The sequence below is a fragment of the uncultured Dialister sp. genome, assembly GCA_900314595.1.
GTDB lineage: Bacteria > Bacillota > Negativicutes > Veillonellales > Dialisteraceae > Dialister.
On sequence record OMVW01000007.1, the window covers coordinates 30,550 to 43,903 of the forward strand.

The following is a 13,354-nucleotide window of genomic DNA, read 5'->3' on the forward strand; positions in this document are numbered from 1 at the left end:
CTGCACAGGCGGGGGAAATCCTTTCCGGCCATTCGTTTTTCCCATATATCGATTAAACCGGTATATGCGGGCCAAGTGCCCGTGCGCGGAGCGCACTATATTTGATTGGCTGGCGCAGCCAGCCATATCCATAACGAAGAACGAACAACGAATAACGAAGAACGATTTGACAAACCTTCCCAGGGACAAGTGTCTCTACCCGTTATCTCCCCAAAATTTACCATTTCTTTATAACCTCCTTCTCATAAAAATAATGACAACGAGTCACTTTTGTTGTAAAATAAAAATACTGAATCAATGATAAACTGGGGTCAGAAGGACCTTTGATTTAGAAAAGAGGACATATATGAAACATAGTAAAATCACCGCTCTGCTCTGTGCGCTGGCCATCGCCGGCACTGGGGTTTCCTCTGTATTTGCAGAAGAGGCCAAAGCGCCGTCGGAAGCGGAATTGGTCTCCACTGTCATGGGAACGGAAGCTCCGAAGGCAGAAGCGGCAGAAACAGCTGCCCCCGCAGCAGGAACCGCTGAAACGGCCAAAGCGCCGGAAGTGGATTATACGGATGCCCTGCTGAAGGGCCTGTCCCTGACTCTTCCGGACGTACAGAAATCCGTGGATGAAGGGACCTTCAAGAACCTTTCTCCGGAAGCGCCGAAGCCCATCCCCGAACCGGAACCGATTCCTGAACCGGAGCCCGAGCCGGAACCGGCGCCGGAGCCCGAACCGGAACCTGAGCCGGAACCGGCCCCGAAGCCGAAGTATACCGCCGACCAGGGTGAAACAGCCAATGAAATCACTTCCGACGGCTCCTATGACGGCGTGACTTATATTTCCGAAAAGGATAATGAAAATGCCCTCCGCGTATCCATGGCCTACATGGATGCAAAGGATGATACCTTCACCAAGAGCGGCAATGTAGATGATCCGGTCAATTCCGATCTCTACGGCAAGAACGCAGCCCTCCTCGTATCTCACGGCGGACACGGCGCATTTACGAATGCAAAGATTTCCACCACCGGAACCGGCGCTGCCGGCGCTTACGGCTACAGCAAAGGAACTTATGTCAACCTCACCGATTCCACAGTGGACACCACCGGAAATTATGCGCCGGCTGTGGAAATTACGGAAAAGGCCATGATGAAACTGGCCAATACCACGGTCACCACCACCGGTTATGCATCACCGGCCATGAAAGTGGGCAAGAACGGAGGCATCCTCCTCGCTGAAAACAGCCATTTCACCACCAGCGGCCAGGAATCCCACGGCGTATACACCACCGGCGACGTAACGGTCACCAATGGCACCGTCAACGCACAGCAGACCAAAGCTGCAGTCATTAAGAACAACAATACCCTCACCCTTGAAAATTCCACTCTTGAAGGGAATGAAACCAATTCCGTCTTCTACAACATCGTCCTCTGCGGCAATGAAGAAGCCATCGGAACCATGGGCACCCAGCAGTTCAATGCGACCGACTCCACCCTGATTTCCCATAACGGAGGCATGTTCTATGTCACCGGCACCCATGGGAGAATCACCCTTGTAAATACATCCATCCAGCAGGATGCTGACAAGCCAGTCCTCACCGCGACCGGCAACGACGGTACTTTCGGCTGGGGCGAAGCAGGCAGCAACGGCGGCCATGTACAGCTCGTCCTCCAGAAACAGAACCTCACAGGAAATATCCTGGTCGATTCCATCTCCGACGTGAACGTAAACCTGACCGAAGCCTCCACCTGGACCGGCGCGATTCATATCGTTCCCAACGCTGAAGGAGGCATGGCCTATGCCACCAATGCGGATATCTTCATCTCCGAAGGCTCCACCTGGAACCTCACCGAAGACAGCGAAGCCACAACCGTAAGCAATCTGGGCACCATCAACTACAACGGACACAAGATTACCCTTGCCGACGGAACCGTCATGCAGGGCTGATTCTTATGAAATCAGGCAGGTCTCTCATCTCGAGAGGCCTGTTTTTGGATGGGAAAGTGGGTGTTTAGCCGTTAGCAGAATTTCATCCGTGCCGGGAAAGGGGTCATGGCTAATAGCGAATGGCTGAATCCCGGAAGGAGACTGTTTTGTGGAAAAAACTTTACATTGAGGTTAATGGTTACAAGGTTTATTGGCTGTGTAGTCAATCAGGTGGAAATGCTGTACATTGGGGTTAATGGTTAATAGGTCCGCAGACTTTGGGTCGAAAGGGAAACGGTATTGCGGAAAACTGTACATTGGGGTTAATGGTTAATAGGTCCGCAGACTTTGGGTTGAAAGGAAGCTGTTTTGCGAAAAGCTGCACATAGAGGTTAATGGGTAATGGAGGGCAAACTCGGGCGAAAGCAAAATATAAAAATTGCGGCCAAAGGCCGCCACCTTCCCGATAACCCCGAAAATCCCCGAGATCATTCCCGACATTCCCGAAACAAAAGTTATTTCATCATAAAGTCTCCATATAAAAGACGCCTTCATAACATGCCATTTGCATATGGGCCCCATAAAAAATCGTGCCGCATCAGCGGCACACCTTCCCCCAATCCGCAATCCCCAATCCGCAATCCGATTTATCGCAAATGACTCTATCCCCTGTGAGACCTGATGACTATTTACAAAACTATGTTCCCTATATCAAAACGTCTCTGATTGTGATATAGTGATTCATATGTATCTTTATTTCATATAACATAGACCAAGAAAGGCGGAGTTCGATGAATATTATTGATGAACTGAAATGGCGTGGCGCTGTCAACCAGCAGACGGACGAGGAAGGATTGTACAAACTGGTAGGGGAGAAGTCTATTTCCCTCTATTGCGGTATCGATCCAACCGGTGACAGCATGCACATCGGTCATCTGATTCCATTTATGATCCTGAAGCGTTTCCAGCTGGCCGGCCATCATCCGGTCATCGTCATCGGCGGAGGCACCGGCTCCATCGGCGATCCTTCCGGCAGAAAGACGGAAAGAGTCCTCCAGACCATGGATACCATTCAGCACAATGCAGAATGCCTCACGGCCCAGATGAAGAAACTTTTCGGCGAAGACGGTTTCACCATGGTGAACAACTACGACTGGCTGTCCAAGATTTCCCTCCTCGATTTCCTTCGCGACTATGGCAAACTTTTCAATATCAATACCATGCTGGCCAAGGAAGTAGTGGCTTCCCGTCTGGATACCGGTATTTCCTTCACCGAATTTACCTACCAGATCCTCCAGTCCATCGATTTCAAGATGCTCTATGATCATTACAACGTGCAGCTCCAGATCGGCGGGGCTGACCAGTGGGGAAATATTACAAACGGCGTCGATCTTCTGAGAAAGACGGAAGACGTCCATGATGCATTCGGCCTCACCATTCCGCTCATGCTGAAAGCAGACGGCACGAAATTCGGCAAGACCGCCGGCGGCGCCGTATGGCTGGATCCGAAGAAGACTTCCCCCTACGAATTCTACCAGTTCTGGTTTAACCAGGATGATCGGGACGTAGTGAAATATCTGAAATACTTCACCTTCCTCTCCCACGAAGAAATTGATGCTCTTGAAAAAGAAGTGGCAGAGCACCCGGAACACAGAAATGCCCAGAGAAAACTGGCCGAAGAAGTCACCCGCTTCGTCCATGGTGAAGCAGGACTTGCCCAGGCACAGAAAGTCACCGAAGCCCTCTTCTCCGGCAATATCCAGGAACTCTCCGGTGAAGAAATCGAAGGCGCTTTCAGAAATACAAAAGGCGGCGAAGTCCACGAGGCGCTGATTAATATCGTGGAAGCCCTCGTCCAGGCAGGCGTTGAAAAATCCAAGCGCCAGGCCAGAGAAGACGTCAAAAACGGAGCTATCCGCGTGAACGGGGTCCAGGTGAAAGACATCGAAGCCACCGTCTCCGCCCATCCGAATACCGACGGAAAATTCATCATCGTGAGAAAAGGAAAGAAGAACTACTTCTCTATCGCTGTGAAATAAAAGTGGTAAGTGATAAGTGGTAAGTGAAGGATATGGTTTTCCTGCGGAAAACCAATCTTATATAGCCCTTCGGGCTGAACAATTTCAAAACGCCTGCGGCAGGCAATCCTCCGCAGGCGTTTTTTGTGTTGAAATGATGAGAAAGCAGGTATTCACCCCGCCTGTGCAAAATCCCCATATAAAATTGTGCCGCGGGAGCGGCACACCTTCCCGACAGCCCCGATATCCCCGAAACCAATCCCGATATCCCCGATTCAAAAGCTTTTTCGTTAGAAAGTTCGCCTTTCATCCCAATTTCCGGGTTCTCCATTTCTCGTCCTTCCAAAACATGCTATACTAAAAATAATAAACCTCGTGATAGAAAAGGAGAAAAACCATGAAATTTGCTTTCAATCACAACAATTTCAACGTGCTCGATTTAGAGAAGAGTATCGCTTTCTATGAAGAAGCTCTGGGACTCAAAGTAGTGGGTGAGTACAAAGCTCCGGACGGCTCCTTTATCCTCGCTTACCTGGGAGACGGGGAGACGAAACACCGGCTGGAACTCACATGGCTCAGGGACAGGAAAGACCCCTACAATCTGGGAGACAATGAATTCCACCTGGCCTTCGACGTGGACGATATGGAAGCGGCCCACAGGAAACATCAGGAAATGGGCTGCATCTGCTATGAAAATCCGGCCATGGGCATCTATTTCATCCTTGACCCTGACGGATACTGGATTGAAATCATCCCGGGAGGCAAATGATGGACCCTATCTTTGTAAGAACTGCAAGAGTGATCGGTGAAGAAGGGGTCGACCTCCTTTCTGCGAAAACGGTAGCCGTCTTTGGCATAGGCGGCGTAGGCTCCTATGCGGCAGAAGCCCTCGTACGATCCGGGGTAGGCCACCTCATTTTCATCGATAAAGACGAAGTGGAAGATTCGAACCTGAACCGCCAGCTCGTGGCCGACCGGACGACCATCGGCAGAAACAAGGCGGAAGTCATGGTGGAAAGAGCCCACCGGGTGAATCCCGCCTGTGATGCGAAAGCATATCCTGTATATTACAAGGCAGGAGATGAAGATTTCATTAAAAATCTTCATGCCGATTATATCATCGATGCCATCGACGACGTACCGGCCAAAGTTTCCATTGCCGAAATCTGCTATAAACTGAAAATTCCGCTCATTGCCTCCATGGGCACCGGCAACCGCCTGCGCCCGGAAATGCTGCAGATTGCAGATATCAATAAAACTTCCGTCTGTCACCTGGCAAGGAAGATGAGGAAAGAACTGAAAGACCGGAGGGTCCGCCACCTGACCGTGGTTTACTCCAAAGAACTTCCCCACAAACCCATCGGAGAAGGCCACGCGCCGGGCTCCACCTCCTTCGTGCCGCCTGTTTCCGGCATGATGATGGCAGGCTACGTCGTAAGGAGCCTCCTCAAAGAAAAAAACATCACCTGATTTCTTTGTTTCCGAAAGAAAGGAAATAAAAATGGCAGAAATCCTTCATCCCGACTGGATCACAGTCAAAGACAACGGAATAGACCATGCCGGTTACGACCAGGAATGGTACCCCGAGAAAAGGCAGAAACTGGCCGGCTGCGGCCCCACGGCCGGCAGCATGATGGCTGCCTATATCGAAAGAAAACAGCAGGGAAAAATCGTCGCCACCCGGGATGAAGCCCTCTCCGTCATGCTGGAAATATGGAAATACGCCACACCCCGCATGCACGGCCTCTACAAGACCCGCTGGCTCAAAGAAGGCCTCACGGAATACATGAAAGAGAGAGGACTCAAAGGCAAAGTGGAAGCTCTGCCCATCCCCTCTATCCGGCTGCTCGCCCCGAAACTTCCCAAAGTGGCAGCCTTCATCACCGAAGGCTTAGAGGCCGACTGCCCCATGGGTTTCCTCAACCTCCACTCCGGAGACGAACCCATTCCCTACCACTGGCACTGGATGCCCCTCGTCAAAATCGAAGAAAAAGAAGGGGAATACTACTGCACCCTCTGGGACGAAGGAAAACCCCACGTCTTCAACCTGGGCAGCTGGCTGGCAAAGACGAAATTCGGGGGAGGGTTCGTACGGATTATTGGGTCATGATGATTCCATTTCGGAAATAAAGCCATAAAATGAAACGCCCGTATCGAAAGATGCGGGCGTTTTTGCGTTGAAAGTTATTGGTGAAGCTAGAAATACAGAATAAGCAGGAACATTTATCTTGTATTTAATTTTTCAATGCTATGTGCTTTATGTTGAGCTGTTGTCCAATCATCATAGTGAATAAACGTTGTGGCATTTTTATAATCACCAAATACCGATTCCGGCATGGCACCATAAACAAGAATAATTTGAGGCTCAAGCGTCTCAAGCATGGCTTCAAGACCGGATTTAAAGAAATATTTATCATCTTTATGTTTGATGCATCCATAGGTACCAATAGCAATGATACTGTGCTTTTCAACTCCCAGAAATGCTGCTCTTTCCGGAAGTCTCTTTGTGGTATAGGTATCTTCGGTGCCCCATCGTATTTGAGGAATCACGTAAATGCCATTCTTCTGAAAATAATACCCGATAGCACGATTTCGGTAAATATTTGTGATTTGAACGGACAGTGGAGCGTCACGATAGAGAGAACAATCCGGCGAGATTATGGCACTGAATTTTTTGAAATCATCAATGTAATGCTCCGGATGAATCAGAATATCTGAGAAACAGATGTCTTTCTCAAAAAAACCAATAGCAGCCTGTCGATTGTTGCATTGTCTTCGAAAGGAGAAAGGGATAATCGACGATGGGATAAGAAAGGACTTTGGCCTTTTTATAATTGGAATTTCGAGGATTCCATCAAAATCAGCCCCGGCAACTAATTCTGGATTACATCCATCATCCAATATAGCTTTACGCATCTTCATCTTGTACCTCGTGAATTTCTGGCGGCACGTTGCCAATCCATACAGAAATATCTTTTTTATAACAGGGGCATTTTTTAAGAATCGGAATAGGATTTTTGATTGGGGCCTCTGTTTTAATGATAAAGCAGTGTTTGTTAAATGGGCATTGGGTAGGACAACGATAGGTATATTCTTTTCTCATAGGATCTCCATGTTCATTAGTTCGCTTATTTCTAACAAGAAAACTTGAAAAATCAGGGAATAAATGAATATTCCCACAAAAAGAATTGTATTAAATTTCATAAGGGAAATCAGGGCTTATTGAATAGGAAATGCCTGCCTTACTTAAAGCACGCGCTATACTTTGGATAATTTCAGCTTTATCGGTTAGACTTCCAGTTCCAAATTGAAGGTATTTTTTTGATGCAGGGTAATTACAATGAAACAGACGAGCTGTTACCCGGATCATATCGATAGATGGATTCTCAGTTGGAAACAACTTTATGGAATATTGAATTTTATCAAGGTGAATTGGTGGAATGTAAGTAGTGACTAGATTCCAGTTACATTTGGGACATTTATAGCCACAGGATAAACCTTTTATAAAGTAGACCATTTCTGTTCCACACTTATCGCATTTCATTTTCTTTTACCTCCTTGGGGATAGAAAGTTTTAAATTTTCCTAGTCTATTCAATAATGGTTGTGGAGAACCGTTTACAATATGTCCATCGGCTACTAAATATATTCCGCTTGGCCAAGCCCATAAAAAAGAAGTGGGAGCCTTGACTGGACGATTGAGCTTATTTGCCAAATTTTGGGCGAATCCATTCGGGATTTTTCCTGTGCTGCAAGATAACAAACGTATTGCTCCGTCTTTATATTCTGGATTGGATTTCAGCAATCTTGCTAAAATTCTATGATTAATACTTAAGAGCTTTCCTTTGAATGCTATTTTAATGTCGGTTGGACTGCCATGAGCAATGATATCGTAAAAGCCATTGCTGTCGATATCTTTTCTCCGTTTAATATTTCTTGAAAAATCATCATTCTTTATCATCAGGTCCATACTGCCCGGAGTAGCAGACATACCTCGAGTTTTGCTGTATAATCCGCTGTTTCCGCTGCCCATCAGAATGTACCTCCAATCAGTTTCTCTTTTTGGGAAGTACTTTTTACGATATAAAAGCGCGATGAAACTTTGTAAAACTTATAATTGCTGAACATTGCAAACCTCCAAAATGTAACTGTGAGGTTCTGCAATGCAGCATGTCAGGGCAGCTCTTTTGCAAGTAACCTTATGAAATTAAATCAGAACTGATAAAGTCGTTAATACAACCATATATCATTATCGGTTATTTGATTGATCATCTCCTTAACAGTGTACCCATCTCTGGAAATCATAAGTATATCCTCTGGTTTTTCCACTTCTGTAGTTTCTTTGTAGAATTCACAGAAGGAAAAGACATATTTCCCGTCAAGAGTTCCCTGGGTTATGGAGTATTCCTTTCCATGAAAATTAAATTCAATTTCATGACCATGCTTAAGATAATCGATGAGTTGTTCCTGCGTCATTTTTTTATTGCTCCTTCTGTTTCCAATCTGGTCAAAGTTCCGTCTTCATTTTTTATCCACTTATGTTCATGGGGGACATTGGGGTGTAATTTCGCATTCCCGTGATTGGTATAATCGATATCAAGATAAGGTTTTCCATCTTCACCATAATATCTTTCTTGAGTTAGACTGTCATTTTTTGTGATTCTTAATACAGAATTGGGAATTCCGGTAAATGAAATATGGTGTGAATCTGTTTCATTTGATACAGTGTCTACTTTTTTTATTGACGCTGAACCGGCAGAATTATAATCTTTTCCGTTTACCGGTTTATTTTGCTTATTATTTAATGAATTGTCTGCACCCCGTGTCTTTTGATATAATCCGCTTCTGCCGCTGCCCATTAGGAAGCACCTCTCATGAGAAAATGCATTTTGCAGAAGGAATTGTAGTTGCCAGTGTAATAGGATTGTTTGTGATGCTTTGGGATTTGATGCATTGAGATACCTCCATAAAAGAAAGGGATTCTGCAATGCAGCATGTCAGGGCAGCTCTTTTGCAAGTAACCTTATGAAATTGTAAATATCAGGAAGCGAGGCCCAGGTTTTTCAGGCGATACATCATGGCACTATTGGAAACGCTGAATTCCATGGCCATCTGCGCGATGATAGCTTTTGATTGTGGATCTTCCAGGTATAAATGCCCCTGGCTTCCATTGAATTGAGTAAGAATGCGTTCAGTGAGATCTTCCGGCATAAGGAAAGCAGCAGCACAGTAGTTGGCCTGGTGTTCGCATATTTCCAAAGAAGTTCGCCGGCGGAACTGACCATTCAGGGCTGATGCTGTCGAAGTATGAGTGTAATCCGGGTTACTATGGGCAAAGCATCTTTTGTGAAGGACCTGATGGAAAACTTCGTGCATTACCGTGAAATTCTCCCGTCCCCGGTATGGTTCTTCTGTGAGCGTACTGTCTATCAGAATAGTGCCTTTGTCAAGTGCAATGGTGAGTGGCTTCATACCGGGCTCATAATAAGGTTTAGGCCACACATACAGATAGCCATCTTTGAAAGCGGTCAATCCCAGGATGCTTTGATCCGGAGTGATGTATTTCCAGTCATAAGGTGCATTCAGGCAATTTTCGATAACTGCATATACATCGATAGGCTTAGCTTTATAAAGCCTTTCCGGGTCAAATCTTTTTAACAAATCTACTGCTTTTTCTTCCAATTGCCGACGAGTGTAATTGTAGTGAATCAATGATCAGAGTTCTCCTTTCGTTTACCCTCAAGCATTTCGATGACTTTCTGCCATTCCTTTTCTCCGGCTCCCTGATCTCTTGCCATGCGCAGTGCGACACGGACCTTATCATTTCCCATGATGTAATCCGGCAAATCGGGGGAGACAGAATTTTCCCTTTCTTCACCGGCCAGATCATACATTTGATGAGCCTCATCAGAATTCAGGTCCAGAATACGTACAAGCTCATCCAGCCTGTCTTTCTGAGGCGGATAGCGATGGCCTTTTTCGATATCACTCATAAAAGCCGGAGCAATATCAAGGGCCTTAGCCAGCCCACGCAGAGTCATTCCTTTTGCTTTTCGCTTTTGCTCAATAAATTTTCCAAAATTGCCAGTCATGATTTCTTCCTCCTTAAGTAAGCTTGTTCGCGAATTAGATTACAAATAAATCGTAGCATGACAGAAAATAAAAGTCAATACCATGTTCGCAAAAATCTTACATTCGTTTACTTGAAGCATTTTGCCGATTATAATAGAGATAGATTTTTAAAAGGAATCATTTAATAAAAGGATTGATACAGGGGGAAAACATGGACAATACAAATTTCGGGCAGCTGGTTTCATTTATCTTCGGCATTGCCAATGACTGCCTGGTGGATGTATATGACGTTGGGGATTACCGTAAAATCATTCTTCCCATGATGGTCATCCGTCGTTTTGATGCCGTTTTGGAACCGACGAAAAATGAAGTACTTTCCATGAAGAAAATGCTCGATGCAGCAGGAATAACTGACCAGGATGAAGCTCTTTGCCATGCTGCAAAAGAAGCTTTCTGCAACAGCTCTCCCTATACACTTTCAGATTTAAAGGATCGGACCAGCCAGCAGCAGCTCAAATCCGATTTCATCCTTTACCTGGATGGATTTTCAAAAAATGTACAGGATATCATTAATAAATTTGAATTCCGGAAGCAAATTGATAAACTGTCGGAGCATGATATCCTGGGCCTTCTGATTTCCAAATTTACCGATTCCTCCATCAACCTTTCCAGTCGTCTGGTAACAAATGCTGCCGGAGTGAAATTGCCGGCTCTTGACAATCACACCATGGGCACGGTATTCGAAGAAGTCATCCGTCGGTTCAATGAAGAAACAAATGTCACCGATGCAGGGCGTCACTTTACGCCGAGGGATATTGTCGAATTGATTACGGATCTGGCTTTTGTGCCGGTGCAGGATAAAATACAGAGCACCACGTACCGTATTTATGATGGAGCCTGTGGCACAGGGGGTATGCTGACTGTGGCAGAAGGCCGGATTCAGGAACTGGCCCAAATGCGGGGAAAAGACGTTTCCATTCATTTATACGGTCAGGAAGTGGCTGATGAGACGTATGCCATTGCTAAAAGCGATATGCTTGTAAAAGGCGAAGGGACTCAGGCGGATAATATATACTTTGGCTCTACCATCTCCCAAGACGCCCTCTCCGGGGAAACTTTTGATTTCATGCTTTCCAATCCGCCTTTTGGCACTCCATGGAAAACCGATTTAAAAATCTGGGGTGATATCAAGAAAAATGAAATTACCGACGAACGATTCATAATTCAGGACCAGGGGGAAGAAGTCTCTCTCCTGCCGGATATCGGGGATGCCCAGATGCTTTTCCTGGCGAATAATATCAGCAAAATGAAAAATAATACAGAGTTGGGCAGCCGGATCGTGGAAGTCCATAATGGCTCTTCTCTTTTCAATGGGAAAGCCGGGCAGGGACCTTCCAATCTGCGTCAGTATATCATCGAGCATGACTTACTGGAATGTATAGTCGCCCTTCCGGAGAAAATGTTTTACAATACCGGCATCGGTACCTATCTATGGGTCCTTTCCAACAGGAAAGAAGAGCGGAGGAAAGGAAAAGTCCAGCTCATCGATGCCACATCCTTCAAATCACCCCTTCGGAAAAACCTGGGTGAAAAGAATACGGAAATCACACCGGCCATCAGAGAAAAAATCCTGAAACTCTATGAAGACTATGAAGAAGCGGACCGGGAGTACAGCCGCGTATTCCCCAATAGTGAATTCGGATACTGGGAAGTGCCGGTCTACCAGCCCAGGCTGGACGAAGAAGGAAAACCAATCCTCGATAAGAAAGGGAATCCTGTGAAACCGGATGTGGATAAGGAAATCGTCCCTTTTACCTATGAAGGCGGTATCGAAGCCTTCTTTGAAAATGAAGTGAAACCCTATGCGCCATTAAGCTATCTGAAACCGGGGACGGAAAAGACAGGTTATGAGCTGTCCTTCACGAAATACTTCTATAAACCGGTGCAGCTGAGGACATTGGAAGAAATCAGGAAGGATATTTTAGTAGTAGAGGAAGAAACAAATTACCTTGTTAAGGAAATTTTAGGAGAATAAACATGTTACGGTCGTATGGTTCGTATCAGGAAAGTTTTGTCCCTTGGCTGAGAAGAATACCTTCTCATTGGAAATGGGTGCGTAATGGGGCAATATTTGATTATCATCAAGACCTCATTGGAAAAGATTTTTCTCAATTTCAATTGCTTTCATTAACAACTGAAGGAGTAAAAGAAAAAGAAATAGAGAATGTTAAGGGGAAAGTGCCAGCTTCCTATGAGAGCTATCAAAAAGTCTATCCTGGAGATATGATATTCTGTTTATTTGATTTGGATGTTTCTGCTGTTTTTGCGGGGAATTCACAATATTATGGGATGATAACATCCGCATATGATGTTGCAACTCCTAAAAAGTCATTTAATGCAGCATATCTAAAATATTGGTTTCAGTCCGTATTCGTAGGGAGATATTATAAAATTTATGCAAAGTCAGTTCGTTTTACAATAAAGTGGGATAATTTCAAATCAATAAAAAGCCCAGTCCCTCCTCTTGAAGAGCAGGACCAGATTGTCCGTTATCTGGACTGGCAGGTTTCCCATATCGATCGGCTGATTCAGGGGTACCGGCGGGAAATCGAACTGTTGGAAGAGGAGAAAGAAACGCTCATCAATCAGGCGGTTTCCAGGGGAATCGATCATAGACCTTTGAAACCAAGCACAGTCAGCTGGATGCCTGAAATTCCTGAAAATTGGAAAATGATTTATGCAAAAAAACTTTTTCAGGAACGAAAAGATAAAGCATTTGCGGAGGATGAGCAATTAACATCATCACAAAAGTATGGGATTATTTCTCAAAAGAAGTTTATGGATTTAGAGGGCAGGAGAGTTACCATCGTTCTGAAAGGGAATGATATACTGAAACATGTTGGAAAAGGGGATTTCGTAATCAGTATGCGCAGCTTTCAGGGGGGATTGGAATTCAGTGATGTGGAAGGTAAGATTAGCTCTGCCTATGTAATGCTTATTCCCCGAGAAGGGAAAGTATGCAATGATTATTTCAAGTATCTTTTCAAATCAAAGTTGTATATAAAAGCATTACAGGGAACTTCGGATTTGGTCCGTGATGGACAGGCATTGCGGTATGCTAATTTCGCAAAGGTTTCGTTACCGGAAATTTCCTATGAGGAACAGGCCAGAATCGCTGCATATATTCAAAAAAATACCTATGAGATTGATAAATTAATCCCTTTGTTTAAACAGAAAATGAATTTACTCAAGGAGTATCGTATCCGGCTGATTTCTGATGTCGTAACCGGGCAGATGGATGTGCGGGGAGTTCGGGTGCCGGATGAGGGGAAATGATTCGGTTATTTCCC

Annotated in this window: 16 protein-coding genes; 7 read left to right on the top strand and 9 right to left on the bottom strand. The window is 45.3% G+C overall.

Annotation, left to right across the window (positions count from 1 at the left end):
• Window positions 1-346 precede the first annotated feature (346 nt).
• Both QZN42_RS04000 and tyrS read left to right on the top strand, forming a co-directional pair.
• Complete coding sequence (locus QZN42_RS04000; protein WP_296954485.1) at window positions 347-1,936, top strand: hypothetical protein; 1,590 nt, start codon at window positions 347-349, stop codon at window positions 1,934-1,936.
• Window positions 1,937-2,706: 770 nt separating this feature from the next.
• Complete coding sequence (gene tyrS / locus QZN42_RS04005; RefSeq protein WP_296954487.1) at window positions 2,707-3,954, top strand: tyrosine--tRNA ligase; 1,248 nt, start codon at window positions 2,707-2,709, stop codon at window positions 3,952-3,954.
• Here tyrS and QZN42_RS04010 read toward each other — a convergent pair.
• Window positions 3,938-4,264: a hypothetical protein gene (locus QZN42_RS04010; RefSeq protein WP_296954489.1), complete on the bottom strand. Its 327-nt coding sequence runs from the start codon at window positions 4,262-4,264 to the stop codon at window positions 3,938-3,940. The two genes, tyrS and QZN42_RS04010, sit on opposite strands and share 17 nt — an antisense overlap.
• Window positions 4,265-4,330: 66 nt before the next feature.
• Between QZN42_RS04010 and QZN42_RS04015 the strand changes: the two genes are divergently transcribed.
• The 3 genes from QZN42_RS04015 to QZN42_RS04025 are packed head-to-tail and all read left to right on the top strand — an operon-like array spanning window position 4,331 to window position 6,043.
• On the top strand, window positions 4,331-4,702 hold the full coding sequence (locus QZN42_RS04015) for a VOC family protein (protein ID WP_296954491.1): 372 nt from the start codon (window positions 4,331-4,333) through the stop codon (window positions 4,700-4,702).
• Window positions 4,699-5,403 carry a tRNA threonylcarbamoyladenosine dehydratase gene (locus QZN42_RS04020; protein ID WP_363916222.1) on the top strand — a complete coding sequence of 235 codons (705 nt, stop codon included), beginning with the start codon at window positions 4,699-4,701 and terminating at the stop codon, window positions 5,401-5,403. The genes QZN42_RS04015 and QZN42_RS04020 overlap by 4 nt, the downstream gene beginning before the upstream one ends.
• Before the next feature lie 31 nt (window positions 5,404-5,434).
• On the top strand, window positions 5,435-6,043 hold the full coding sequence (locus tag QZN42_RS04025; protein WP_296954494.1) for a hypothetical protein: 609 nt from the start codon (window positions 5,435-5,437) through the stop codon (window positions 6,041-6,043).
• Window positions 6,044-6,156: 113 nt separating this feature from the next.
• On the opposite strand, the gene QZN42_RS04030 is transcribed toward QZN42_RS04025, so the two are convergent.
• The 8 genes from QZN42_RS04030 to QZN42_RS04065 all read right to left on the bottom strand — a co-directional run bounded on the left by QZN42_RS04030 (window position 6,157) and on the right by QZN42_RS04065 (window position 10,024).
• On the bottom strand, window positions 6,157-6,855 hold the full coding sequence (locus tag QZN42_RS04030) for a DUF4417 domain-containing protein (RefSeq protein WP_296954496.1): 699 nt from the start codon (window positions 6,853-6,855) through the stop codon (window positions 6,157-6,159).
• The gene (locus tag QZN42_RS04035; RefSeq protein ID WP_296954498.1) at window positions 6,842-7,036 is read right to left on the bottom strand and encodes a hypothetical protein; all 195 of its coding nucleotides are present in this window, start codon (window positions 7,034-7,036) and stop codon (window positions 6,842-6,844) included. The genes QZN42_RS04030 and QZN42_RS04035 overlap by 14 nt, the downstream gene beginning before the upstream one ends.
• A gap of 90 nt (window positions 7,037-7,126) precedes the next feature.
• The gene (locus QZN42_RS04040) at window positions 7,127-7,477 is read right to left on the bottom strand and encodes a hypothetical protein (RefSeq protein ID WP_296954502.1); all 351 of its coding nucleotides are present in this window, start codon (window positions 7,475-7,477) and stop codon (window positions 7,127-7,129) included.
• Window positions 7,474-7,965: a hypothetical protein gene (locus QZN42_RS04045; protein ID WP_296954504.1), complete on the bottom strand. Its 492-nt coding sequence runs from the start codon at window positions 7,963-7,965 to the stop codon at window positions 7,474-7,476. Before QZN42_RS04045 ends, QZN42_RS04040 begins: the two co-directional genes overlap by 4 nt.
• 197 nt (window positions 7,966-8,162) lie before the next feature.
• Window positions 8,163-8,408, bottom strand: coding sequence for a hypothetical protein (locus tag QZN42_RS04050; protein ID WP_296954506.1), 246 nt, complete (start codon window positions 8,406-8,408; stop codon window positions 8,163-8,165).
• Window positions 8,405-8,791 carry a hypothetical protein gene (locus QZN42_RS04055; RefSeq protein ID WP_296954508.1) on the bottom strand — a complete coding sequence of 129 codons (387 nt, stop codon included), beginning with the start codon at window positions 8,789-8,791 and terminating at the stop codon, window positions 8,405-8,407. The genes QZN42_RS04050 and QZN42_RS04055 overlap by 4 nt, the downstream gene beginning before the upstream one ends.
• 181 nt (window positions 8,792-8,972) lie before the next feature.
• Window positions 8,973-9,644, bottom strand: a complete 672-nt coding sequence (locus tag QZN42_RS04060; protein ID WP_296954510.1) for an ImmA/IrrE family metallo-endopeptidase — start codon at window positions 9,642-9,644, stop codon at window positions 8,973-8,975.
• Window positions 9,641-10,024 carry a helix-turn-helix domain-containing protein gene (locus QZN42_RS04065; RefSeq protein ID WP_296954512.1) on the bottom strand — a complete coding sequence of 128 codons (384 nt, stop codon included), beginning with the start codon at window positions 10,022-10,024 and terminating at the stop codon, window positions 9,641-9,643. Before QZN42_RS04065 ends, QZN42_RS04060 begins: the two co-directional genes overlap by 4 nt.
• 191 nt (window positions 10,025-10,215) lie before the next feature.
• Between QZN42_RS04065 and QZN42_RS04070 the strand changes: the two genes are divergently transcribed.
• Together QZN42_RS04070 and QZN42_RS04075 are read left to right on the top strand one after the other, a co-directional pair.
• Entirely contained in the window at window positions 10,216-12,039 is a 1,824-nt protein-coding gene (locus QZN42_RS04070) for a class I SAM-dependent DNA methyltransferase (protein WP_296954514.1), read from the top strand.
• Between the two features lie 2 nt (window positions 12,040-12,041).
• On the top strand, window positions 12,042-13,340 hold the full coding sequence (locus QZN42_RS04075) for a restriction endonuclease subunit S (RefSeq protein ID WP_296954516.1): 1,299 nt from the start codon (window positions 12,042-12,044) through the stop codon (window positions 13,338-13,340).
• Window positions 13,341-13,354 lie beyond the last annotated feature (14 nt).